Source organism: Streptomyces sp. NPDC056527, assembly GCF_042794475.1.
Lineage (GTDB): Bacteria > Actinomycetota > Actinomycetes > Streptomycetales > Streptomycetaceae > Streptomyces.
This window is the reverse complement of the sequence record NZ_JBHTTQ010000052.1, coordinates 1-24,626: the sequence shown is the minus strand read 5'-3', so window position 1 is coordinate 24,626 and position 24,626 is coordinate 1. Positions and strand designations below refer to the sequence as shown.

The 24,626-nt window shown below is 73.6% G+C and carries 16 protein-coding genes; all 16 read right to left on the bottom strand.

Annotated features, from left to right (window positions below; translation table 11 throughout):
• On the bottom strand, positions 1-3,398 hold a 3,398-nt coding region (locus tag ACFQ7Q_RS23415; RefSeq protein WP_383558441.1), incomplete at its 3' end, for a tubulin-like doman-containing protein.
• Positions 3,399-3,437: 39 nt separating this feature from the next.
• Positions 3,438-5,828, bottom strand: coding sequence for a VWA domain-containing protein (locus ACFQ7Q_RS23410; protein ID WP_383558440.1), 2,391 nt, complete (start codon positions 5,826-5,828; stop codon positions 3,438-3,440).
• 6 nt (positions 5,829-5,834) lie between these two features.
• A complete protein-coding gene (locus ACFQ7Q_RS23405; protein ID WP_383558438.1) occupies positions 5,835-6,281 on the bottom strand; it encodes a Pycsar system effector family protein in 447 nt (148 codons plus the stop codon).
• Positions 6,282-6,406: 125 nt separating this feature from the next.
• Positions 6,407-7,690: a hypothetical protein gene (locus ACFQ7Q_RS23400; RefSeq protein WP_383558436.1), complete on the bottom strand. Its 1,284-nt coding sequence runs from the start codon at positions 7,688-7,690 to the stop codon at positions 6,407-6,409.
• Positions 7,687-10,077, bottom strand: coding sequence for a hypothetical protein (locus tag ACFQ7Q_RS23395; protein WP_383558434.1), 2,391 nt, complete (start codon positions 10,075-10,077; stop codon positions 7,687-7,689). The genes ACFQ7Q_RS23400 and ACFQ7Q_RS23395 overlap by 4 nt, the downstream gene beginning before the upstream one ends.
• The gene (locus tag ACFQ7Q_RS23390; RefSeq protein ID WP_383558433.1) at positions 10,074-10,883 is read right to left on the bottom strand and encodes a hypothetical protein; all 810 of its coding nucleotides are present in this window, start codon (positions 10,881-10,883) and stop codon (positions 10,074-10,076) included. The genes ACFQ7Q_RS23395 and ACFQ7Q_RS23390 overlap by 4 nt, the downstream gene beginning before the upstream one ends.
• A gap of 76 nt (positions 10,884-10,959) precedes the next feature.
• The gene (locus ACFQ7Q_RS23385) at positions 10,960-11,679 is read right to left on the bottom strand and encodes a Crp/Fnr family transcriptional regulator (RefSeq protein WP_383558432.1); all 720 of its coding nucleotides are present in this window, start codon (positions 11,677-11,679) and stop codon (positions 10,960-10,962) included.
• Between the two features lie 239 nt (positions 11,680-11,918).
• Complete coding sequence (locus ACFQ7Q_RS23380; RefSeq protein ID WP_383558430.1) at positions 11,919-14,480, bottom strand: polynucleotide kinase-phosphatase; 2,562 nt, start codon at positions 14,478-14,480, stop codon at positions 11,919-11,921.
• Entirely contained in the window at positions 14,477-15,946 is a 1,470-nt protein-coding gene (locus ACFQ7Q_RS23375) for a 3' terminal RNA ribose 2'-O-methyltransferase Hen1 (protein ID WP_383558428.1), read from the bottom strand. The genes ACFQ7Q_RS23380 and ACFQ7Q_RS23375 overlap by 4 nt, the downstream gene beginning before the upstream one ends.
• Positions 15,947-15,992: 46 nt before the next feature.
• Positions 15,993-16,919: a homocysteine S-methyltransferase gene (mmuM, locus tag ACFQ7Q_RS23370; protein ID WP_383558427.1), complete on the bottom strand. Its 927-nt coding sequence runs from the start codon at positions 16,917-16,919 to the stop codon at positions 15,993-15,995.
• A gap of 16 nt (positions 16,920-16,935) precedes the next feature.
• Positions 16,936-17,859, bottom strand: coding sequence for an LLM class F420-dependent oxidoreductase (locus ACFQ7Q_RS23365; RefSeq protein ID WP_383558425.1), 924 nt, complete (start codon positions 17,857-17,859; stop codon positions 16,936-16,938).
• 55 nt (positions 17,860-17,914) lie between these two features.
• The gene (locus ACFQ7Q_RS23360; RefSeq protein ID WP_383558424.1) at positions 17,915-18,295 is read right to left on the bottom strand and encodes a nucleotide pyrophosphohydrolase; all 381 of its coding nucleotides are present in this window, start codon (positions 18,293-18,295) and stop codon (positions 17,915-17,917) included.
• Positions 18,296-18,308: 13 nt separating this feature from the next.
• Positions 18,309-18,989 (bottom strand): 4'-phosphopantetheinyl transferase, encoded by a 681-nt coding sequence (locus tag ACFQ7Q_RS23355; protein WP_383558422.1) that lies wholly within the window; start codon positions 18,987-18,989, stop codon positions 18,309-18,311.
• Positions 18,986-19,831 carry a metallophosphoesterase family protein gene (locus tag ACFQ7Q_RS23350; RefSeq protein ID WP_383558421.1) on the bottom strand — a complete coding sequence of 282 codons (846 nt, stop codon included), beginning with the start codon at positions 19,829-19,831 and terminating at the stop codon, positions 18,986-18,988. The genes ACFQ7Q_RS23355 and ACFQ7Q_RS23350 overlap by 4 nt, the downstream gene beginning before the upstream one ends.
• A gap of 53 nt (positions 19,832-19,884) precedes the next feature.
• Entirely contained in the window at positions 19,885-21,234 is a 1,350-nt protein-coding gene (locus ACFQ7Q_RS23345; RefSeq protein ID WP_383558420.1) for a lanthionine synthetase C family protein, read from the bottom strand.
• On the bottom strand, positions 21,231-24,482 hold the full coding sequence (locus ACFQ7Q_RS23340; protein ID WP_383558419.1) for a lantibiotic dehydratase: 3,252 nt from the start codon (positions 24,480-24,482) through the stop codon (positions 21,231-21,233). Before ACFQ7Q_RS23340 ends, ACFQ7Q_RS23345 begins: the two co-directional genes overlap by 4 nt.
• Between the last annotated feature and the right edge of the window lie 144 nt (positions 24,483-24,626).

The following is a 24,626-nucleotide window of genomic DNA, read 5'->3' as shown; positions in this document are numbered from 1 at the left end:
GACCCGTACGACGAACGCGGCTCACGCTCGTACCCCGCACGAGACTCCGACTCGTACGACGAGCGAGGGCCGGACTCGTACCCCGCACGGGGCTCGGACCCGTACGACGAACGCGGCTCACGCTCGTACCCCGCACGAGACTCCGACTCGTACGACGAGCGAGGGCCGGACTCGTACCCCGCACGGGGCTCCGACTCGTACGAGGGACGGGAATCCCGGTCGTACGAGGAACGGGGCTCGGGCACGTGGGGCGGCTCCGGGGACGGGGCGCTCGGGGCGTGGCGCTCGAAGAGGGCGCGCAGGGTGGGGCGGGTCGCGCGGCCCGCCCCGGAGAAGCGCCTGTCCAGGGCGCCGGGGTAGGTCACCTCCCAGAAGTGCCGCAGCGGCACGAGCCACTCCGCGTCCTCCTCGCCGTACTCCGCGGCCAGCTCCTCGATCAGGACGAGCTGGCGCGGGGCGACCTTCTCGACGAAGTGGACGAAGAGCGGCGAGGGGCCCGCCGGGGTGGTCGCGAGGCCCTTCGGCAGCGCGCGCATCAGCCGTTCGCAGAACTCCTCGATGATGCGCCCCTCGTCGAGCAGCGCCCAGCGTTCATAGGCACGCAGCAGGCCCGCCCAGCTGGAGAGCGCCCCGTCGAAGCCCTCCAGGCGCAGCGACATGGTCGCGGACTCGCCCTCCTGGAGCCGGATCCGGACCAGTTCCGGCGAGTCGGCGGGACCCTCGATCCCGATGTGTCCGTTCCACATCGCGTTCAGCAGCCGGTGCAGGATCCGCTGCCGGTCCTCCTCGGTGGAGACCAGCCAGTCGTCCTGGTAGCCGAGCCGCTGCCGCCAGTGCAGGAAGTCGTCCTCGCCCGCCGAGTCCCGTGCGTCGGCCCAGACCTTGAGGACGCCACGGACCTCGGAGATGTCGGTGAGGTTCATCCCGCTGCGGAACAGGACCACGGTGAGGGAGTCGGTGTCCACGGCCCGGTACTCCTGCGTCGCGCCGGCGGGCAGGTTCAGCTCCTCGCCGAGGTACTCGGCGGCGCGAGAGTCGGACTCGCTCGCCGGGTGCACGATGAGGATCTTCAGGGGCCCGCTGCCGTCCGGGCTGAAGCCCAGGGGGAGCAGCCCGGCGATACCGGAGCGGAACTGCTCCAGCCAGCGGACGTCGATCTTCGACTCGGCGGCCTCGTCACCGGACGCGGCCCGCAGCAGCAGCTCCATGGAGGGCAGCAGCGGACGGGTGTAACGGTCTTCGTTGGCCTCGCCGAAGAGCCGCTTGACGCGCTGCTCGACGACCTGCTTGATCACCTTGACCGGGGCGCCCGGCGAGGCGCGGACGGCGTCCAGGGCCGCGCGCCAGTCCTCGGGCCGGACCAGCCGGCCGAGGAGGGTGGCGGCGTCGACGTTCTCGGGCAGCCGTTCGCTCTGGGCGAGCCGGTCGAGGACGTCGTCGTAAAAGGCGCGCAGGCTGTTCTGCGGGGGCAGCAGATAGGTGATGCCGGTGCGGTCGTCGCGGTACAGCTCGCGCCTGCGGTCGGCGAAGAGCCGCCCCTCGTCCTGCTCGTGGGTGCGGAGCGCCTTGGTCAGCTCGCCGAGGTCGTGGACGATCCGGTGCAGCGCGTCGCGCCACTGCGGCTCGCCCGCCTCCCAGCCGCCGTGCCACAGCTTCCGCGCCCGCCACTGGTACCAGTCCTGCTGTTCGGCGAGCACGTCCTGGACGTCGGGGTCGGTCCACCGCGCCGGTACGAGACCGGCGGCGCTGCGCCTGATGTGCGGGATCACGGGGGACGCGGTCTGGACGTGCGCGGGCCGCTCGGGGATGTTGCGCCGGTTGTCGAGCATTCCGGTGAACCCTTCCCTTGCGACCCGGTCGGGGTGACCGGGGAGCCCGTTCAGGACGGCCTCCAGCTGGAAGGGCCCGATCTTGTCGAGCAGTTCACGGGCCCCGGTGCTCGGCTTGAACTCCTCGGTGAGGCGCGGGACCTCGCGGTCGAGCTGCCCCTCCAGACGGGCCAGCGAGTCCTCCATGTCGCCGAGCCGGTCCCGCAGCGCCTTGGTGATCGCCCGGTTCCCCCGCGGGAGTTCCTCGGGGTCGGGCACGTCCGGGGCCTCGCGGGTCCACAGCCGGCCGATGCCGGAGCGGTTGAAGAGCTCCCGCACGAGCTCGGGGGACTCGGTGGAGGGGCGGCGGGCCTTCTCGGTCATGCCCCGGACGGCCTGGGCGAGGAGGCGGGCGGCGACGATCTCGGCGAGGTCGTCGACCGGCACGGTGAGGGAGGCGGCGAGACTGCTGGACATGCCCCGGTAGCCGATGCCGGTACGGGCGGGGGTGGACCGCTCCACGCTCTTGTTGACGAAGCTGGCGGCGAAGGACTGGTAGTCGTCGTCGCCGCCGTGGTTGCCCGATCCGGTGTCCTCGCCGAGTTCGGTGCCGATGAGGGACATCACCATGGCGGTGATGGAGCGGCGCAGGTCCTCGGGCCGGATGACCGAGGGCTTGGAGAAGAGGAAGGCGGTCTGCACGGTCGAGGGCCTCAGCGCGACGACGCCCTCCCCCGGGTAGTGGACGCTGATCCGGCTGCGCTGTCCGATGTCGCCGACCTCGTCGAGGGCGTCCGGCACGTTCTGGTCGTCGACGAGCCGGGAGAGGTCCACCAGGGCGCGGGCGGCGTTCAGTTCGGCCTCCCGGCCGCCGCCCGCCTCGGGCGGGAACGCGGAGGGCATGACGACCAGCGGATAGATCTTCACGCCGCGCACCTTGGCGTGGCGGAACTCGTGCCCGATGAGGTGCAGGAAGTCGTAGAAGATGCCGGCTCCGGTGCCGCCGGCCACCGAGAAGGCGACGAAGACGTCGCAGCCGCGGATGCGGCCGCCGCCGACCCGCTGGAGGTCCCCGGCCGCGGTGCCGATGGCGCTGATCGCCTCGCGCAGCTGGCGCAGGACCGGTTCGAGGCCGGAGCGCATCGTCGCGAACAGCGCGGCGCGGCCCACGGTCGGCAACTGCCCCGCGCCGTCGTGCAGAGGGGCGACCCGGGGCTGGCGGGCCTGCGGCGGCAGCCAGGACCGGGTCTCCTCGTGCAGGGCGATCCGCAACATGCGGGTCACCTCGGGCGAGGCGTCGAACTCGGCCGGCAGCAGGTCGCGGATCACCCTGGACGTTCGGGCGTAGGCCTGGCTCTCCGCCCCCTTGACCCGGAACTGCGGCTGCTGCCTCAGATCGCCCTCGCTGAAGTCCGCGTAGACGAACTGGAGGCATTCGGGCAGCTGGAAGGGGAGCCGCTTGCCCCCGTCGACGAGGTCGGTGCCGTCGGGGCCGCACAGCTCTCTGCGCAGGCTCCGCTCGAGTTCGCTGCCGATGCGTGCGCCGGTGCCGCCGAGGCCGACGAAGAGCATGGGCTGGTAGATCTTCATGTGGTGTCTCCCCTTGGGACCCTGTGCTGCGTGGTCCGGTCAGAAATTCGGGTCCCATGTGCTGGTGGTCGTGGGCTGCTCCCGGCGGCCCTCGTCGGTGTCGGACGTACGGCTCCGCTCGCGGCCGCCGCTGTCGCGGTCGCCGGTGGCGGGGGTACGGCGGCGAGGGACGCGGGCGCGCCAGCCGCCGGCACCGGGTGTCCGGTCCGTGCGCGTCGACCTGCCGCTGCCGGTGCGGCGGCCGTCGCCGACGACGAGCTCGAAGTCGTCGAGCCCGGCCGGCACTCCGGGGCGTACGGAGAACTCCCGCCCGCCGTGCGGGCGCAGCAGCAGTTCGCCGGCGCCCGTGCGGCGCAGCCGGTGGGCCGAGGAAGCGCCGCGGGCGCGGCGGAGCGCGGGGGCCGCGCCCCTCGCCTCCTCGACCGTGAAGAGGTACTCGCCGCCGCTGCTCCTGCCGTTGCGGACGGTGAGCGTGCTGAGGGACTGTCCGTCGCGGAGGAGTTCGAGCCGGACCCCGGTCAGGTCCTTGCGGCGGCTGCGGGCGATCAGCCGGATGCCCACGACGGCGCCGGCGAGCAGGACCGCCGCCGCCCCGCCGATCACCGCCCACCACCATCGGTCCCACCAGGTGGGGGGCGCATCGACGCGTACGTCGAGGAAGGCGGTGTCGAGGACCTGGCCGGCGTCCGCGGTGTCCAGGACCTCGACCAGGCCGCCGAGTTCGCCGACGGGGGTGCCCTTCCCCACGGTGACGGTGAAGTCGAACCGGGTCTTCCGGCCCGCTTCGGCGGTGACCGTGGCCGGGGACACCTTCAGGTCGGAGCCGGCCGTCTGGTCCTTCAGGGCGAGGCGCAGGGTGTGCGGGCCGCTGTCGTTGTTGGTGATGTCGAGGGTGCCCCGCACGGTGTCCCCGGGGTGCACGGTCACCCGGTCGACGGCGAGCCCGGCGGTGACGACGGGGGTGCCCTCCGACCGTTCGGTGTTGAGCGGACGGCGGTCGGAGGTGACGCCGGGCGCCGCCATGTCCGTGACGAGTGTCAGGTCGCCGGTGGCGGTGGCGGGAACGGTGATCCGGCCCGAGAACCGGACGTCGCCGGCCCTGCGGTCGGGAGCGCGGCCGTCGTCGGTGAGGCCGACGGTGACGGGCGTGAACCCGGCGCCGGTCAGCACGGCGGAGACCTTGATGCCTTCCAGCAGCTTGGGGTCGGTGATGACGACACCGCGCCGGGTCTGCATCCGTACCTCCACGACGGCCTCCTGGCCGGCGCGCGGGGAGGCGGGGTCGAGGGTGACCTCGGAGCGCAGCCGGCCCTGCCAGATCGCCCGGACGGCGACCTCGCGGTCCCGGTGGCCCTCCGGGGCCTCGATGTGCACGCGCCAGCGGCCGGGCATCGGGTTCTTGACGCGCAGCGCCTCGACCGGGCCGTCCTGTCCGCTGACCTCGAAGGTGGAGCCGTCGAACTCGCCCTGGGTGGGCACCTTGCGTCCGCTCGGGTCGTAGTAGGTCACCCGCACCTTGGGGTCGTGCTTGCCGACCGTGAGCGAGCCGTCGGTGGCGATGGGCGGGATGGTGACGGACAGGTCGGCGGGCGGCTTGCCGACGGTGCCGTGCGCGATCCGCGCGCAGCGGGCGGCCGCGAAGGTCTCCTGGAGCGCCTTGTCGATCTTCGCCGCGGTGTCGACCACCCGCATCTTCGGGGTGGCCTCGGGCAGGTCGGCGCAGCTGCCGCGGTGGCCGCCCTCGGCCATGGCGGTGAGCGCGGCGCGGTCGATCTCGCCGCCGAAGCCGAGCGGCCAGATCTGGACGGACGCCGCCCGGGCGCGGGCGAGTTCCTCGGCGAGCCGCTTCTCGCCGTTCGCCTGCCGGTTGGCCTTGTCGGTGCCGTACTCGGGGCTGTCGCTCACGTCGAGCCTGCCGTCGGTGAGCAGGAAGACGACCTTGGGCGTGTCCTTCCTGCCGTCCTCGGTGAGCCGGGAGACGGCCTGGCGGATCGCGGCGGGGAAGTCGGTGCCGGGTCCCATGCTCGCCGCGTCGCGCCGCGTCAGCCGCGGGACGCAGTCGCTGAGCCGCTGGCGGCCGGCCGCGTCGGCGACGGTGAGCGGGCAGACCTCCCGCACCGGGGACTGGCCGGCCTTCTCGGAGCTGCCGAAGCCGATGACGGTGGCCCGCGAGCGCTCGGATATCTCACCCTGGCTGAGCAGCGCGGCCGCTTCGGTCTCGAGGGCCAGGTCCTTGTCGGCGAGGCTCGCGGACTGGTCGACGACGACCGCGAAGTCGATCGGGTCCGGACCGTCGTCCGTCGGTGGGGCGGTCGTGGCGGCGGCGGTCCGCGGGGTCGCCGCGTCGGCGCCGGTCGGGCCCGCCGGGCCGGAGAGCGCGAGCAGCGCCCCGGTGAGGAGCAGGACGCCCCCGGTGTTTCTCCACTGCATTGTCTCTCACCACAGTTCGCTGAAGAGGGCCGGCAGCGCGCCGAGCACGAGGGAGCAGACGCCCAGGCGCAGCCACCGGTATTTCGCGGCGAGCACGACTCCGTGCACGCTCGCCTGTTCGAGGAGCCAGCCGGTGGCGTCCTCGCCGGACGCCGTGAGCCGGTCGCGCAGCGCGTCCGGGGGCGTCCCCGCCGTCAGCTCGCGCAGGAGGGTGCGGTCGGCCCCTATCCGGGTGCGCGGCAGGACCACCGAGACGAGCATCAGGACCCCGGCCGTCCACAGCGTCCCGGCGGTGACGAGCAGGGCGAGACCCGCGCCGGAGTCGGGCAGCGGGCCGTTGTCCCGGGAGAAGACCACCGCCAGGAAGGCGAGGGCGCCGGAGAGCAGGATCGCCGCCTTGGTGTCGGCCCGGCCGATGTCCTCGCGGACGGTGACGAGGAGCCGGTCGGCCATGAAGCGGAGGTCTTCGGGGTCGGGAGCCGGGAGTGACGTCGGGGGTACGGGGTCGGGGGGCGGGGATGTCGGGGGTACGGGGTCGGGGGGCCCCGGGCGCGGGACCGGCGCCGGCGCGGGCGTGGTCATTCGGCGTCCCAGTCGTCGAAGTCGGAGCTGGGCCGGGAGGAGCGGGACGACCGCCCTCGGTTGTCGTCGCGGTCGCGCTCGGAGGAGGACTGGACGCGGGTCGGCTCGTACACCGGCCTCTCCCCCTCGTCCCGCTCGTCGCTCCGTGTCCGGCCCGTGTCGCGGCGCTCGTCCCAGGGCGCTTCGTCCCCACCGGCGTCGGTGTCCCCGTCCCCACCGGCGTCGGCGTCGGCGTCGGCGTCCCACGGCGGCCGGACCGGTTCGGGGCGCCCGCGGTCCAGGGCGGCCCGCCCCCGGCCGGAACCGGGCGGGTTGAGGACGTGCCCGGCGACCCCGCCGAGCACGGTTCCGGTGCTCTCCCGCAGGAACTCCAGTACCTGGTACATCGGTTCGCCGATGTCGTGCCGCTCCAGGACCCCGGTGTCGAGGAGCCGGTTGAACACCGCGAGGAAGTCGGCCTGGCCCTCCCGCTTCTCGTGCTGGAGCTCGCGCCTGATGTCCCACTGCTTCTCGGGGTTCATCGCCATGTGGTGGGCGATCTGCGCGAGGTCGCCGCGCCGGAAGAGCTCTTCGAGGTCGTGGGCGCGCTCGGCGACCAGCCGCCGCTCGGCCATGTCCTTGAGGCGCTGCTGCTCCATCTCGCGCTCGTCCACCTGCATGGTCACGGAGACCATGTCGCGCCTGCCGATCGCCTCCTTGATGGCGTCGTCCAGGTCGATGAAGACGAGCACGCGGGTCCGCAGACCGAGGTCCGCGCCGAGGCTGAACCGTCCGGAGCTCAGCTCGTCCCGTACGGCCTCGTCGGCGCGCTGGGCGTCGGTGAGCCGGAACCTGCGGGACACCGCGCGCAGCCCGTCGAGGAGGTCGTCGCGCAGTAACTCGGCGACGTCCCAGACCTGTTGGGTGACGACGAGATGCGGGTCGGAGACCTCCCACTGGATCCGGGCGGCCGCCTTGAAGAAGACCCCGTCGCCGGAGGCGGGCAGCGTGAGTTCGAACTCGGTGACATTGCGTCCGAGCTGGACCTCGAAGACGGTGTAGGGGGAGCCGAGCAGGGGCTTGTCGGTGTCCTCGTTGCGGTCGGGCCACATGACCCGGTGGCCACCGTTGCGGTAGAGCAGGACGGCGGCGATCTGGCCGCTGTCGCGCTTGTACGGGGGCTTGCGCTCGCGGAGCAGCGGGCCCCTGGCCCCGTTGCCGCGCGGGTCCTGCTCCGGTCGTCCCTTTTCCTGGCCCCGGCGCTCGTCGGCCGGGCCGTCCTCGTTCCGCGGGTCGTTCATGGCGTCGCTCCTTCCGCGACGGCGTCCCACATACGGCCCGCCGCGCGTTTGTCCATGGGCCGGTCCCGGTCGCCGACCAGCTCCTTCAGCAGCCCCCGCAGCCGGTCCCGGTCACGGCGGCTCACCCCGAGCAGCGGCAGGAGCCGGCAGACGTGACCCAGTGCCTCCTCGTCCTTGGCGGCCCGGCGCAGCAGACTGCCCAGACCGTCGAGGGCCACCTCGCCGGAGCGCGCGGCGTTGAGCGTGTGGCGCAGCAGGGCGCCCAGCTCGGGCGTGAGATCGGGGCGGGTGGCGAGGAGGGCGACGAGCAGCGGGCGGGCGGCGTGCGGTTCGAGCTCGGGCACGTCGCGCAGACCCCACAGATGGGTGGTCCGGAACGTCAGGGTGTCGACCATGGTGACGAGGACGAGATTGGCGAGATTCAGGCGTCCGTCCTCGAGCCACTCGGTCATCCGCCGGGTCACCGTCTCCGGCTCCCCCGAGGCGAGGAGCCTCGCGACGCTGAACGCCGCCGAGGACAGGACGTCCACGTCGGTCGCCTCGCGCTCGCGCACCACCCGCGCCAGTCCGTCGAGCGAACCGCCCACGGTGCCCGCCGCCAGCACATAGCCGTGGGCGAGCAGGACCACCTCGCGCAGTTCGTCGTCGCCGGCCCACTCCTTCAGGACGGCGACGACGGCCGGCCGCACACGGGGGTCGCGCGCGGCCTCGGCGAGTGCCGTGGCGGCGGCCATCCGCGGCACGGCTCCGTCCGTGACCGCCATCGGGGCGATCAGTTCGCCGAACCCGTGGATCCAGTCCCAGGAGCAGAGCACCCCGGCGGCGATGGAGGCGCGGACCCACACCTCCGGGCGCGGGTCGTCGCACAGCGAGCGGAGCCAGCGGGAGACCGGGCCGCGCACATTGTGGTAGCCGTGCCAGATCTCGCCGAGGACGGCGGTGGCCAGCGCGTCGCCCTGGAAGCGGATCGCCCGCACGGGAACCTTGGCGGGGCCTAGGTCGAGCTCGCCGTCCTCCAGGACGGAGCGGGCGAGCACCGGGCGGCTGTCGGCGTGGGTGCCGAACAGCCGTCGGCCCGGCGGGTGTTCGGGGTCGAGGGTGGAGCCGAGCTCCCACGAGAGGAGTTCGGCGGCCTCGGCCGCGATGCTGTAGGCGGAGCCGTTGAAGACGGCGACGGCGATGCGGAACGCGGTGGCGTTGAGGGCGGGCTGCGCCTCGGGCAGGGTGCCGGGTCGGTCAGCACCGGCGAACCAGGCGCGTGCCTGGGCCCGTACGAACGCCGAGCAGTCCTCCAGGAGTTCCTCGTCGGTGAGCTCCTCCTTCTGCCGCCGGGCCAGGTGGTCGGCGAGCCGGGCGGCCTCGCGCGGGCGCAGCGCGTCGAGGCCCAGGGCCTTGGTCACCTCGGGCCGTCGTGCGAGATCGCGCGCGGAGTCCAGGGCGCCCGAGGGTTCGCCGCGCAGCAGCTGCCGCAGATGGCGGTGGAGGACCTCGTCGGAGGGCGGGGGCGGGCAGTACATCCCGTACCGTCCGCGCATCAGCCGGTCGGCGAGGTCTCCGCTCTCGACGAGGACGACGCCGTACGCGTCCTGTTCGCGCAGTTGGCGGCTGAACCGGTCGAGGTGCAGTTCGGAGAGGCGGATGCGGGAGCGGCGGCTCGCGTCACGGGGCTCGTCCCGCCCGCGCCGCGGCTCGTGGTCGAGGCGGGCGTCGTCGGACGGCAGCTCCAGGAGGTGGCCGCAGGCCCGCTCCAGGACGTCGGTCTCGATCTCGTCGACGCGGTGCCGGGGGTCGAGGCGGGCGACCTTGTGGTCGGTCAGTTCGGAGAGGAGGGCGAGGGCGGTGGCCTTGCGGCCGCTGCCGGTCTCGCCGCAGAGGACCAGGAGGCGGCTCTCCCGCAGGAGTTCCTTCATCCGTACGTAGCCGGGGACCTCGCAGTAGATGTCGTCCAGGCGCTGGAGGGTCTCCTCGGGCACGCGGCCCTGCACGATGTCCGAGCGCGTGCCCGGGCTCGACCAGTACTGGGTGATGAACTGGTTGCCCTCGTAGATCTGGCCGTCGCGGCCGATGTCGTACGTGCGGCCGGAGGGGCGCGGGGCGAGCGTGCGCAGGGCGGCGCGCGCGGTGCCGGCGCCGCCGGTGCCGCCCACGCCGTCGACGGGGCTGCGGCCTGCCCGGTCGAAGGGGTTGGCCTCGGGCTGCTGTTCACCCGCGGCGTCGCCCCGGTCGGCGCCGGCCCGGTCGGCGCCCGCTCGGTCGCCGCCTGCCCGGTCGCCGCCGTGCCGGTCGCCTCCTGCCCGGTCGGCGCCGGCGCCCGAGGAGTCACCGCCGCCGGAGGGGCCGTCGTCCCTGGGCTCGTCCCGGGCCGCGGCGCCGTCCTCGTCGCTCATGCGCCCTCCCCGTGCCGGATCCCGGTGATTCCGCCGTGGATCGTGTTGTCCTTGATCACCACGAGGTCACGACCGGCCTGGTAGCTGTCGCCCCGCGTGGGGGTGTCGGTGGGCGGTGGGCCGTCCCCCCGCGTCGGCCCACCGCCGGTCTCGGGGTCGCCACGGCCGTCCCCGCCGTCCTGCTCGCCGAACGGCGGCATCGGCGGCGCCGTTCTGCGGGGCATGTGGAACCAGGCGGTCTCGTCGGTCTCCTTGGAGCGCACCCGGGCCTGCCGGTAGTGCGCAGGCTCCACATAGCGGCCGCCTTCGACGACCACGTTGTCGTAGAGCCAGTCGGAGACGACGACGAGCAGATCGGCGTCGGGCGCGTCGGTCATGATCCGTTTGGCCGTGGGGCTGTCGCAGAGCCGGCAGGCCAGGTCGACCGCGCGGCCGACGAGACCGTGACCGTCCTCCAGGACGAGTCCCGCGTTCATGCCGACCCGCATCCGCAGCCGCTCGCGCCGGCCCGCGTTGTGCTCGCGCAGGCTCTCGTAGAGGGTGTCGATCCACCGTCCGACCATGAACGCCGGCGGGACCTCGGGGCGCAGCGCCCCGAGGATGCCGTCGCCGCGGTCCTCCTGGTGGACCGTGCCCGGCTCGATGCCGACGGCGGCGTACGCCTCGCCGAACGCCTCGTACATGGCGGCGCGCATCCGTCGTTTCGCGTCCATGCCCCAGGTGCCCGATCCGACCGCGTCGCCGAAGACGACGAGGCGATGGATCGCTCCCGCACTCGCTCCCGCGCTCGCTCCCGCACTGCTCACTCGGACTCCCTGTGTGCCGTGTTGCCGTGGTGACGGGTCAAGCCTGGCCGCGCGCGGCGGCCGGCGATGTAGCCGTTTACACACCCGGCGGAGGTTTCTCCGCCGATTTCGTGTGGGGTGATCCGCCCTGGGCCAGCAGGATCAGGACGGGCATGTCGATGACGACCACACGGCGGTTCGCCGTGCGGACGACGTCCTGTTCCCGCAGCAGCCGGAGGGCCTTGGCCACCGCCTCCCGGGTGGCGCCGATGGCGGCGGCCAGATCGTGCTGGGGAAGCGGAAGTTCGAGTACGGTGCCGGCGTCCGCGCGCCGGCCCGCCCGCTCGGCGAGCTCGACCAGACGCGCCGCGAGCCGCTGGAGCACGGTCTCGGAGGCGAGGGAGCGGCGCTCGACGTCGGCGCTGCGCAGCCGGGCGGAGAGCTGCCGCAGGATCAGCGAGGTGGCATGCGGATGGGCGGCCAGGAAGCGGCGGAACCGGTCGCCGGTGATGGCGACGGCCTCGACACGGCCGAGGGCGGTGACGGTGGCGCTGCGCGGCCTGCGGTCCACCGCGGCGAGGTCGCCGACGACTTCTCCCGCGCCGCGCAGAGCGAGTATGAGTCGGGCGCCGCGCTCGGTCTCGACCGAGACGACGGACCAGCCGGACAGGAGCGCCAGGACGTACGCGGTGGTGTCGCGCTCCCGGATCATCACCTCGCCGGGCTCGTAGACGTGCGCCCTCCCCTCGGCGAGGAGCGTCCGGCGGTCCCGGTCGGGCAGGGCGTGGAGGAAGCGGTCCTGGCCGAAAAGACTCACTGTCGTCCACCCCCGCCCGCGAAGCCGTGGAAGTCACGTGGGGCCGTGCCCTCGCCCGCTTCTGTGTGTTGGTTCCCACCTCATGTGGCGTGCGTAATCACTCTGTTGACGCTGCGTCACGTCGTGGGGTGAAGAACGCTAGGGGCTGGCGAAGAAGCCCGTCAACGGGCACGGGGGGCGCAGGGGAGCGCAACTATCCACTCCCCTGCGCCCCCCATGAGGAGCGTGTCACGGACGTGTCACAGACGCGGGTCCACCGGCTCGGACTCCAGTGCGAGCACCGCGAAGACCGCCTCGTGCACACGCCAGAGCGGCTCGCCGTCCGCGAGTCGGTCCAGCGCTTCCAGGCCGAGGGCGTACTCGCGCAGCGCGAGCGAGCGCTTGTGGCCGAGGAAACGGTTGCGCAGGCGCTCCAGGTTCTCCGGGCGGGTGTACTCGGGGCCGTAGATGATCCGCAGGTACTCCCGGCCGCGGACCTTGACGCCCGGCTGGACGAGGCGGCCGTCCGCACCCCGTACGAGCGCCCCGAGCGGCTTGACGACCATGCCCTCGCCCCCGGCGGCCGTCATCTCCAGCCACCAGTCGACACCGGCCCGTACCGACGACTCGTCGGCCGGATCGACGATCAGCCGGCGCGTGACCTGGAGGAGACCCGTCGGATCGTGCTCCACCAGCCGGTCGAGCCATCCGAGCTGCTCGTCGTGCGGTACGGCCGCCAACGAGCGACCCTGCCCGGCGAGGAGCTGGAACGGCGCGAAGCGCACGCCCTCCAGGCCCTGCGTCGGCCAGCAGTACCGGCGGTACGCCTCCGTGAACGCCTCGGCGTCAGCCGCCCGTTCGCGCTGCTTGGTGAGGAGCGCGTCCAGCCCGTTCACGCCCCGCGCCGCCGCCTGCTCCAGTGCGCCGATCGCGCCCGGGAAGACCGCGCGGGAGGCCGCGCCGACCGCCGCGTACTGCGAGCGCAGCAGTCCGGCCGACTTCAGCGACCACGGCATCAGCTCACCGTCGAGCAGCAGCCAGTCCGTGCCCAGCTCGTCCCACAGCCCGGCGGCGCCGATCGCCGCCCGCAGCCGGTCGAGGACCTGCTCGGTGACGGACGGATCGTCGAAGAACGGGCGTCCGGTACGCGTGTGCAGGGCGCCGGTCACCCCGGAGACGCCGAACCGCTCCCGTGCCACGTCCGCGTCGCGGCAGACGAGCGCGACCGCGCGGGAGCCCATGTGCTTCTCCTCGCACACGACCCGCTCGACACCGTCCGCCCTGTACTGGGCGAAGGCCTCGGCCGGGTGCTCCAGGAAGTGCTCATCAGCGGCTCCGCCGCGGGCATCCTCCTTCGAGGTCGCCGTCGGGGCCATCGTCGGCGGCAGATAGGCGAGCAGCCGCGGATCGACCGCGAACCGGCTCATGACCTCCAGGGCGGCCGCCGCGTTCTCCTCGCGTACGGAGACGTTGCCCATCTGCCGGGTCTCCACGATCCGGCGTCCGTGGACGTCGGCGAGGTCGAGCGGGCGCCCCTCGTGCCCGCCCGGCGCCTCGGTCGCGAGCGGCCGGGCCGGCTCGTACCAGACCTTCTCCGCCGGTACGTCGACCAGTTCGCGCTCCGGCCAGCGCAGCGCGGTCATCCTGCCGCCGAAGACCGCGCCGGTGTCCAGACAGATGGTGTTGTTGATCCACGACGTGTTCGGGACGGGTGTGTGGCCGTAGACGACCGTCGCCCGGCCGCGGTACTCCTCCGCCCAGGGGTAGCGCACCGGAAGGCCGAACTCGTCGGTCTCTCCCGTCGTGTCCCCGTACAGCGCGTGGGAACGCACCCGGCCGGAGGTCCGGCCGTGGTACTTCTCCGGCAGACCGGCGTGACAGACGACGAGCTTGCCCTCGTCGAGGACGTAGTGGCTGACGAGCCCGTCGATGAACGCGCCGACCTCGGCCCTGAACTCCTCGGTCTCACGGCCGAGCTGCTCGATGGTCTCGGCGAGGCCGTGCGTCTCCTGGACCTTGCGGCCCTTCAGCCAGCGCCCGAGCTTGTTCTCGTGGTTTCCGGGCACGCACAGGGCGTCGCCGGCCGCGACCATGGACATCACGCGCCGCAGCACGCCCGGGCTGTCCGGTCCTCGGTCCACGAGGTCGCCGACGAAGACCGCCGTACGCCCCTCGGGGTGGTGGCCGTCGACGTATCCGAGCCTCGCGAGCAGGGTCTCCAGCTCGGAGCGGCAGCCGTGGATGTCGCCGATGATGTCGAACGGGCCGGTGAGGTGACGCAGGTCGTTGAACCGCTTCTCCAGGACGACCTCGGCCGCCTCCACCTCCTCGACACTGCGCAGCACGTGGACCTTGCGGAAGCCCTCGCGCTCCAGACCGCGCAGGGAGCGGCGCAGCTCGCGGCGGTGGCGCTGGACGACGTGGCGGGGCATGTCGGCCCGGTCGGGGCGGGCCGCGTTCCGTGCCTGGCACACCTCCTCGGGCAGGTCGAGGACGATCGCGATGGGCAGCACGTCGTGCTGCCGGGCCAGCTGCACCAGCTGACGTCGCGCCTCCTGCTGGACGTTGGTGGCGTCCACGACGGTCAGCCGTCCCGCCTCCAGTCGCTTGCCCGCGATGTAGTGCAGGACGTCGAAGGCGTCCCTGCTGGCGCTCTGGTCGTTCTCGTCGTCGGCGACCAGGCTGCGGCAGAAGTCGGAGGAGATGACCTCGGTGGGCTTGAAGTGGCGGCGGGCGAACGTGGACTTGCCGGAGCCGCTCGCACCGATCAGGACCACGAGGGACAGGTCGGTGACGGGCAGCGTGCGGGTGGTGTCGGTCATGCCGTGTCCTCCTTCGGGGTCGGGGTGGCGGTGTGGGTGAAGACGGCCATCTGGGTGGGCGGGCCGACCTCGGGATCGTCCGGGCCGACGGGCGTGAACGCCACCTCGTACCCGTACTGCCCGGCGACGCGCGCCGCCCAGCCGCGGAACTCCTCGCGGGTCCACTCGAAGCGGTGGTCGCCGTGCCGGACGTGTCCGGCCGGGAGCGACTCCCAGCGGACGTTGTACTCGACGTTCGGCGTGGTCACGAGGACCGTCCGGGGACGCGCCGAGCCGAACACGGCGTATTCGAGCGCGGGCAGCCGCGGCAGGTCGAGGTGCTCGATGACCTCGCTCAGTACGGCCGCGTCGTAGCCGTTCAGACGCTTGTCGGTGTACGCGAGCGAGCCCTGGATCAGCTTCACCCGGCCGGCCTGCCGCTCGCCGATCCGGTCGAGCCGCAGCCGGCGTCCGGCGATGGTCAGGGCCCGTACCGACACGTCGACGCCGACGATGTCGGTGAAGCGCACGTCCTTGAGCAGCGCCTGCACCAACTGGCCCTGTCCACATCCGAGATCGAGCACACGGGTGGCGTCGGCGGCGCGCAGGGCGGCCAGGATCGCCTCCCTGCGCTGCTCGGCGAGCGGAACGGGCTTCTCCTCGGTGTCCGTGGTCTCGTCGACCGCGTTGTCGAGGTCGTCGACGTCCAGCCCGTCGCTCTCGGCCAGGCGCACCAGCTCCAGGCGCTCCATGGCATCCCGGGTCAGGCCCCAGCGGCGGGACAGATAACGGCTGGTGATCAGCTTCTGCTCGGGGTGGTCGGCGAGCCAGCCGTCGCCGGCGCGCAGCAGCTTGTCGACCTCGTCGGGCGAGACCCAGTAGTGCTTGGCGTCGTCGAGGACCGGCAACAGGACGTAGAGCTGGTTGAGGGCGTCGGCGAGCCGCAGCTCCCCTTCGAGGACGAGCCGCACGTAGCGGGAGTCGCCCCACTCGGGGAACGCGCTGTCCAGCGCCACCGGCTCGGCGTCGACGGTGTCCCAGCCGAGGGGCCCGAACAGCTTGCGGACCAGCTCGGCCCCGCCGCGCGCCGGCAGCGCCGGTACCTCGACGCGCAGCGGCAGCGGCTCCGCGGCCCGCTCGGGCATGGCCTTGCAGGCCCCGTGCAGGGCGCTCTTGAAGACCGTGGCGAGCGCGACGGCGAGCAGCGAGGACGCGGCGTAGGGCCGGTCGTTCACATACTGCGCGAGCGCGGAGTCGGGGGCGCCGCCCCGGCCCTTGCCCTTGCCGCGCCGCACCAGACCGATGGGGTCCACCTCGAGGAGGAGAGCGGCCGTGCAGCGCTCGGCGCTCGCCTCGGGGTAGAGGACATGCGCGCGGCCGTGCGAGGTCGAGAACGTCTGCGCGTTGTCGGGATGCTTGTGCAGCAGAAAGCCCAGATCGGTCGCGGGACGTTCGGGGGTGCCGGTCGTACTGATCGTCAGGAACACACGTCCGAGTATGGTCCGCCCGTCCCTCTCCGACCAGGCATTTTCCTCAGCCTTCGGCGGGTCCCGAGCTCGGTCCCCCCAGCGCGGCGGCCAAGGCCGCGATCCGTTCGGGGCCGACCCGGCAGCAGCCGCCCGGCAGCCGGGCCCCGGCCGCCGGCCAGTCACGCATCCGCCCGGGATCGAAGGAACCGCTTCCGCGCCAGGACCGGGCCCGGGCGTCCCACTCCTCGCCACTGTTGGGGTAGACGACCACCGGCTTTCCCGTCGCTGCGGCGGCGATCCCCACGGCCCGGCCCGCGTCCTCCGGCTCGCAGCAGTTGACCCCGACGGCGATCACCTGGTCGTTGCCCGCCGCGAGCGCGAACGCCTCCGCGAGCCGCTGCCCGGCGCGGGTCCGCTCCCCGGCGATCGTGTACGAGAGCCAGACCGGCACCCCGCATCCCTCGGCCGCCCGGAGCAACGCCTCGGCCTCGTCGGTGTCGGGCACCGTCTCCAGGGCCAGCACGTCCGGCGCGGCCGCCGCGAGCGCCTCGATACGGGGCCGGTGGAAGCGTTCGAGCTCGGCCACCGTCAGCCCGTACCGGCCGCGGTACTCGCTGCCGTCCGCGAGCATCGCCCCGTAAGGGCCCACCGACCCGGCGATCCACACCTGCTCGGCGGCCGCCTCCCCCGCCGCCCGGGCCAGCTCCACCCCGCGCCCGATCAGCCGCGCCGTCTCGGCCCGGCCGATGCCGCGCCGGGCGAAGCCCTCGAAGGTGGCCTGGTAGCCCGCGGTGATCAGGACGCGGGCACCCGCCCGTACGTACGCCGTGTGCGCGGCCGCGATCTGTTCGGGCCCGTCGACGAGGAGCCGGGCCGACCACAGCTCGTCGCGCAGATCGCAGCCCTGGGCCTCCAGCTGGTTGGAGAGCCCGCCGTCGAGGACGAGCACGTCGGCGGCGAGCGCCTCGGCGAGGGTGCGAGCGGGTGCCATCGGGGTGTCCTTCCCGTCAGCCCAGCTGGGACTGGACCTGGGCGGAGATCAGTTCCAGGTGGTCCAGGTCGTCGAGGTCGAGGACCTGGAGGTAGATCCTGGACGCCCCGATCGCGCCGTACCGGCCGATCTTGTCCACGACCTCGGCGGGCGAGCCCGCCAGGCCGTTGGCCTTCAGCTCCCGCACCTCGCGGCCGATGGCCGCCGCACGGCGGGCCACCTCGGCGTCGTCCTTGCCGACGCAGACCACGAGGGCGTTGGAGTACACCAGGTCGTCGGCCCGGCGGCCGGCGGCCTCGGCAGCGGCGCGGACCCGTCCGAACTGCCGCTCGCTGTCCTCCAGCGACGCGAACGGGATGTTGAACTCGTCCGCGTACTTCGCGGCGAGCCGCGGGGTCCGGCTCGCACCGTGGCCGCCGATGAGCACCGGAATCCTGTCCTGGGCGGGCTTGGGCAGCGCGGGCGAGTCGACGAGCCGGTAGTGCTCGCCCTCGTACGAGAACCTCTTGCCGATCTCGGTGCCCCACAGCCCGGTGACGATCGCCAGCTGTTCCTCGAGCCGGCCGAACTTCTCCTTGGGGAACGGGATTCCGTACGCCCGGTGCTCCTCCTCGAACCAGCCTGCTCCCAGGCCGAGTTCGACCCGTCCGCCGGACATCTGGTCGACCTGGGCCACCTGGATGGCAAGGACTCCGGGGAGGCGGAAGGTGCCGGCGGTCATCAGGGTGCCGAGCCGGATCCGGCTGGTCTCCCGGGCCAGACCGGCCAGGGTGATCCACGCGTCGGTCGGCCCGGGCAGCCCGTCCGCGGATCCCATGCTGACGTAGTGGTCCGAGCGGAAGAAGGCGTCGAAACCGAGGGCCTCGGTGGCCTTCGCGACCGTGAGAAGGGTGTCGTAGTCGGCCCCCTGCTGGGGCTCGGTGAAGATTCGGAGATCCATGACTCCATCCTGCACCGCGGGGTGTCGGTCAACCTCCCCGGAGACAGCCGGGCGATCACTCCGAAGAGTGATCGTGTCCGTTCTCGGTGGCGTCCTTGGACCGGCCCGGGGGCCGGCCGACCGGGAAGCGGAGCTCGTTCCGGTCGATCTTCGCCGCCAGAGCGGCGAGCGGATCGACGCCGAGCACCCCGCAGAACTGGAGCAGATACGCCAGCACGTCCGCCACCTCGTCCTCGACCCGGTGCGCCCGCTCCGGGTCGTCCATCACCCGGTCCGCCTCGTCGGGCGTCGACCACTGGAAGATCTCCAGGAGTTCGGCCGCCTCGACGCTGAGCGCCGCCGCCAGGTTCTTGGGCGTGTGGTACGGCTGCCACTCCCGCGAAGCCGCGAACTCGGCCAGCCTGCGCTGCAATCCCGCTACATCCGGTTCCGTCACGGCATCAGGTCTATCACTGCTCCCGGGGCGCGACGGCCGTGGTGACCGTGATGGCGCACAGCAGGAGGCCGCGCTCGGCCAGCCATCGCCCGTCGAGCCGCCGGGTGGGCGGATGCGCCGAGGACGTGGAGCGCGGACGGACCTGGGCGGTGAACGAGCCGTCATCGCGCGCGAAGGAGAGCGTGGCGTCCTCGAACTCCAGCCGCTGTCCCGTCCAGGGGTACCAGGTCTTGTACACGGCCTCCTTCGCGCTGAACAGCAGCCGGTCCCAGCGGACTTCGGGCGCGACGCGCAGCAGCTCGCGCACATGGCGCAGTTCGCCGGGCAGGGCGATCGACTCCAGGACGCCCTCGGGGACCGGCGCGTTCGGTTCGGCGTCGATGCCCAGCGCCGCCACCTCGGGGGTACGGGCGGCTGCCGCCGCCCGGAAGCCCACGCAGTGGGTGATGCTGCCGAGGACTCCGGCGGGCCAGCCCGGTGCGCCGTGACGGCCGGGCAGAATCGGCGCGGCGGGCTCTCCGAGCCCCGTCAGGGCCCGCCGGGCACACCAGCGGGCCGTGGTGAACTCGCGGCGCCGGGTGTCCACGGCGTTCGCGATGATCGCGGTCTCCGCCGGGTACAGGTCCCCGGGCTCGGTCACGTCCTCGAAGGTGTCCACCGCGCAGACCCCGGGCGGCACCAGCCGCTCGATCACGGGCCCTCCTCCGGAAGGATCGTGCGGAGCCCGGTGCGCGGGTGGCCGGGTCGGCGCCACTCGCGGGGATAGCCGACCGACACCTCCTCGAAGCGGACCCCGTCGTGCCAGGTGGTCCGGGGGATGTGCAGATGGCCGTAGACGACCGCGCGGGCCCGGAAGCGGCGGTGCCAGTCCGCGGTCCGTACCGTTCCGCACCACTGCGCGAAGTCGGGATGCCGCAGGACCCGGGTCGGTTCGCGGACGAGCGGGTAGTGGTTGACGAGCACCGTCGGCAGCTCCGGATCGCAGGCCGCGAGACGCTCCTCGGTCAGCGCGACCCTGGCCTCGCACCACGCCTCCCGGCTGGGATACGGATCCGGGTGGAGGAAGAACTCGTCGGTGCAGACGATGCCGTTCGCTTCGGCGAGGGCGAGGGAACGCTCCTTGGTGGCGGCGCCGGGCACCCGGAACGAGTAGTCGTACAGCACGAAGAGCGGCGCCACGGTGACCGGACCGCCGGGCCCGTCCCACACGGCGTACGGGTCCTCGGGGGTGAGGACGCCGAGGCCGCGGCACAGGGTGACGAGGTGCTCGTACCGTTCCTGTCCGCGCAGGCTCAGCGGGTCCTGGCTCGTCGTCCACAGCTCGTGGTTGCCCGGTGCCCAGACGACCTGCGCGAAGCGTCGGCTCAGCAGGGACAGCGCCCAGTCGATGTCCTCGGACAGCTCGCCGACATCGCCCGCGACGAGCAGCCAGTCGTCGTCGGACGTCGGCCGAAGGCCCTCGACGATCGCCCGGTTCTCCTGGTACGCGACGTGCAGGTCGCTGATGGCCAGCAGCCTGCCCTGTCCTCCGCTCATGTCATGTCGTCCGTTCCTGTGCGTGAAGCCCGTACGTGGGGGTGGTCCGGTGGTCACGAGGTCAGGAGGACCGCGTCCCAGGCCAAGGGTGGCGGGTCCTGCGGAGCCGGGCCCCGGCTTTTCGCATACGTGAGGAGCGCGAGGGCCACTCCCGTGGCCCCGTCGATGAGGGCGGGGCTCTCCAGGAGCGCCGGACCCGCGGGGGTACGGACCAGCTGTCGGTAGCCGAAGGCGGATGCGGGGTCGTACAGGGAGACCAGTGCCTCCGCCAGACGGTCGGAGCCTCGCCACAGCTCCTCGTCACCCGTGCGTGCCGCCAGCCGGACCCCGGCGTGGAGGACGCCGGCGAGACCGTGACAGAAGCCCGGGTCGCCGCCGAGTTCGGCGACCGGTCGGCGCAGCAGGGCCGCGAGGGCGGTGACGGCCTGCCGCGACATCGTCCCGTCGCCCAGGGCCGTGCCCGCCAGTTGGAGGGCGCCGGCGATGCCGGCCGTGCCGTAGCACCAGCCGGGTCGCGCCGTCGCGTCCCGGGCGGCCGGTGCGGCGCCGGTCTCCTCCTCGAAGGCGACCCGGCCTGGCCACGAGACCCCGCCCCGCCCGTCGTCGTACGCGTGTCCCCGCAGCCAGTCGGTGATCCGCCGGACCGCGTCCGGGGTGCCGGGCACCCGGTGGCCCGCGAGGTGCGCGAGGGACAGCAGGGCGAGCGGGCCGCAGACGCCGTGGGCTGCTCCCGCGTTGAAGTCGCCGCGCGGGTAGGCGGCCCGGTCCCGGGGCACCACGTAGCGTGCCGGGGCGCACCACCACCCGGGGACGTCCTCACCGTCGACCCGCACCGGCTCGGTGAGTTCGATCAGCAGAGCGAGGACGCCTGCCAGCGCGTCCGCCGCCCGTTCGTCGCCCCGGTCGGCCGCCGCGAGGAGCACCCGGCCCTGGCCGGTGAGGCCCGCGACGACGTCGTAGTCCAGGTACGAGAGGCCATCGGCGCGCCGGACGCGGAGCGCGGCGACCCTGGACCGGGTGTGGTCGGCGAGCACGCCGACGCTCCGGTCCAGCAACCGGGCGTACCCTCCGGTGTCCTCGGCACGCAGCAGCGCGGGCAGGACCAGGTTGCCGACGGCCGCCGGTCCCGCCTGCGGGGCCGCGGCGACGCCTGCGGCGAGGTGGGCGTGGGCGACCCCGGACCACTGCTCGTCGTCGCGCGCGCAGGCGGTGTGCAGCAGGCTCACTCCGGGGTGACCGAGGAGCACGGACGCCGGCTGCCAGCCGGGCAGCATCAGCTCGGCGGGCACCTCGGCGCATGCGGCCGCCGTGACGCGGGCGACGCGCGCCGGGTCACGGAGCCGCTCCGCGACGGTGTAGGCGGTCTCCAGCGCCGCTGCCCGGGGGTCGTGGGCGAGGGTCATCGGCCGTGCCTCTTCCTGCTGAGACCGAGGGCGAGGCCCTCGCGGGCGGTCACATGGGCGAGGATCTCCTCCTCGCGGCGGGGGCCGAGGAGCCGGTTGCAGTGCATGTGGGCGAGGCTCATCGCCACCGCGGCCCGCCGGTCCCGGGCAGCGGCGGATCCGGCGGGGTCGGAGGTGCCCGCGGGCTCCGCGGACTCGACGGCGAGGACCTCCCGGAGCCCGGCCAGCGCAGCGCCGCGCGCCGCCAGGGCGGCGGCGAGGCCCGGTGGCTCGGAGGCGCCCGCGAGGCTCCCGTCGAGCCGGTCGGCGACCGCCTCCTTCGTCGCGCGCGCCACCTCGGAGCGCCGGGCGAGGAATCCCGGGTCACCGAGCCAGCCGAGGACCTCCTCCGGCGTGCCGAGCCCGGTGAGGAGGTCGAGGATCCCGAGCGCCGCCTGGGTGACCGGCGGCAGCGCGGGGTCGGCCTGCGGGGCGAGCCGGGCCAGGACGACGGCGCTGTCGGTGTGGAAGACCCGCTCGGCGTGACCGAGGGCGGCCGCTCCTCCGTACCGCTCGATCTCCGGGTCGTAGGTGTCGAGCACCAGCCGGTCGGTCAGCCCCGCGTCCCGCAGCTCCTCGGCCCATTCCCGTACGGCGGGCAGCAGCACCGGCCACAGGCCCTCCGGCTTGCCGTGGAAGCGCAGCCGCAGATGAGGGTCGGGGTCGGCGTACCGCAGGAAGAACCAGCTGTCGACGCCGGCCGCGCGCACGGTCTCGGAATCGACGAGCCGACCCACGTGCTGTGCCAGGACGTGCTGTTGGAGGGAGTCGGGGATGTAGAGCTTGGCGTAGAGCCACTCGCCGCCGGGCATGGCCGCCCACCGTGCGCGGTCCTCTGCCTCGGCCCCGGCGGTGGCCGGCCCCCGGGTCGCGGGCCGTGTCGGCTTCGGGCGGCGGGCGAAGAGGGGGACGACCAGTTCGGTGGCGTGCGGGCCGTCGGCGGCGGTGAACCAGCCTGCGCCTTCCGGGCCGCCGTACCACTCGGTGATCACCAGGCCCTGGGGCCGCTTCACCTCGTCGTGGAGGACCGGCAGATGGCGCGGATCGTCGAGGTCGACGGTCACCCGGTTGTCCACCCGGGTGAGCAGCGTGTACCGGGGGACGCGCAGGCGCCGCCGCCATGCGGCGACCGCCGCGCGCCAGCCCGGGTCGGCGCCGTCGGTCTCCGCGGCCCGCTCCCGCAGCGCGGTGTCGGGGAGCCAGCGGGCCGGGGCCAGCACCGTGCGGCCCAGACGGACCCGGGGCAGGGCGGGCGCGGAGGCCCAGGATCCCCAGTTCCAGGGGGTGCACCAGTCCTGGCCCTCGTAGCCGAGATCGAGCAGGAAGCGTGCCACGTACGGGAGATGGCCGCTGCCGGGGTTGAGCATGGAGTACGACACCGGGCGCACCGGCCGGCCGGTCGGTGTGTGCACGACCCGCAGCCCGTCCAGGTCCGCGTGGACGGCGAGTTCCTCGGGGCGCAGGTCGATGACTCCGTCGCGGGCGGCCCGCGTGACGCCCAGCGGAATCCGGTACGGGAGCCACTGCGGCACGGTGGCCACGTTCGCGGAGCGGGCCACTCGGGGGCGGTAGGCCACCGTGGCCGTGATCTCTCCGGGCGCGGCGGCCGCGGCCGACTCCTCGGCGCGCGCGACGACCGTGGCGACGGGGCCGGTCTCCCCGCCAAGGACCGGAGCGAAGCGGCCGAAGGTGGCACCGGCCCGGGGCGAGCCCGGGTTCGCGCCGAGGACGAGACGGAACTCCCCCGCGCACAGCTCGTCCCAGCTGTCGGCGACGATCTCGGCGCCCAGTTCGAGGGACGCGGGCACCCGGCGGGAAGGGCGGGTCGTACCGGATGGGTCCGCCCCACCGAGAGCGGTGGACCCGGCTTCCGTCGCGGTGAGCGCGTCGAGTGTCTTCTCGTCGAGCACGATCTCGCCGACGCCGGTGTGCCGCGCGGCGCCGAGCACCAGTTCTCCGAGGAGCTGGTCGCGGCGTCGCTCCGCGGCCGAGGGCTCGACCGACGCGGTGTCCCCGCCGGAGCCCCGGTACGTCTCCGGGAGGCCGAGTCCCCGTGCCTCGTCGAGGAGTTCGAGCAGCGGTACCGCGCGGTCGGTGCCGTACCGCTCCAGGAAGGCCAGGTGGTAGGCGCGCAGATGCGGCATTCCCGGTCGGGCGGCCGTCGTCCGCCACAGGGCGGAGGCGGCCCGCGCGGCCTCACGGGTGACCCCGGCGGGCAGGACGAGGCGCGCGTCGAGCCCCAGATCGGTCTGGATCACGTCGTCGGCCTCGCGCAGCTCCCGCATCCGGGCGGTGACCTCGGCCAGCTCCCGGCCCCGGTCGGCGGGCGGGGCCGCGTCCAGGGCGGCGAGACCGGCGCGGACGGCGGCGAGGGCATGGGTCACGGGATGGTCGGTGCCGGCCAGTCGCTCCAGCACGTGGTCGAGCGGGTCGGTGTGGTCGGGCGGTGGCACGAGGTCGCTCAACAGGAAACCGCTGTCGACCAGTTGCCGCACGGTCCGCTCGACGGTCGCGGCGGGGGCCTGGGGGAACCGCTCGGCCAGCGCCTGGACCAGCTCGGGCCAGGCGACCGGGTCGGTGGCCCGTTCCAGGACGTACGCGACGACTCCGGTGAGTCGGACCGAGTGCGCCAACTGCTGCTTGCCCGTGGGGTCGTGGTGGTCGACGAGGACCACGCGGCCGTCCCGGACGGTACGCAGCGGGTTGGCGGTCAGCGCGGCACGTTCACCCAGTCCGGGGGTGGTGACGACGGCGTCCGTGAGGACTCCGTGCAGCCAGGCCGCGTCGGGGCGGCTCAGCGTCCGGTGCGCGCCGCCCACCGCCTGTACGGGGGCGGGACCCGTTCCGGCGAGGGCCACGCCCGCGAAGAGGCCGAAGGGTGTGGGCCGGTATGTCGTCCGGAGCCGGTACTTGGTCAGCGAGACGAGCGCCCGGGTGAGGCGCTTGCGCTTGAGCGGGGCGCCCGACCGTACCTTCTCGACCTCGTCGGCGAGGCTCGGGCTGGCCAGTCGGACGGCCGCGAGAAAGGCGGGGTCCGCGGCGAGCCGGCCGACCTCGGCCCTGAGCGCGGCCTCGGAGGCGAAGCCGCCGGGGGTCCCGGCGGGTGGGGCCGCGGATGCGTCGGTCCCGGGCGGTGCGGGCGGCAGGGGGCCGGCCGCCGCGCGCAGCAGCACCACATCGGCGGCTTCGAAGATCTCGCTGTCCGTCATGTGTCCGTCCCCGGTCCGTTCTGTGCGTGGTGGTGACATGAGAGCGCCGGGCGGCGCGGCCCTGGCAGGCCGTGCCGCCCGGCACCCGGTCAGCTGGTCGGTTCGTCACGCCGTCGGCTCGTCAGCCGGTCGGCGCTTCCAGGC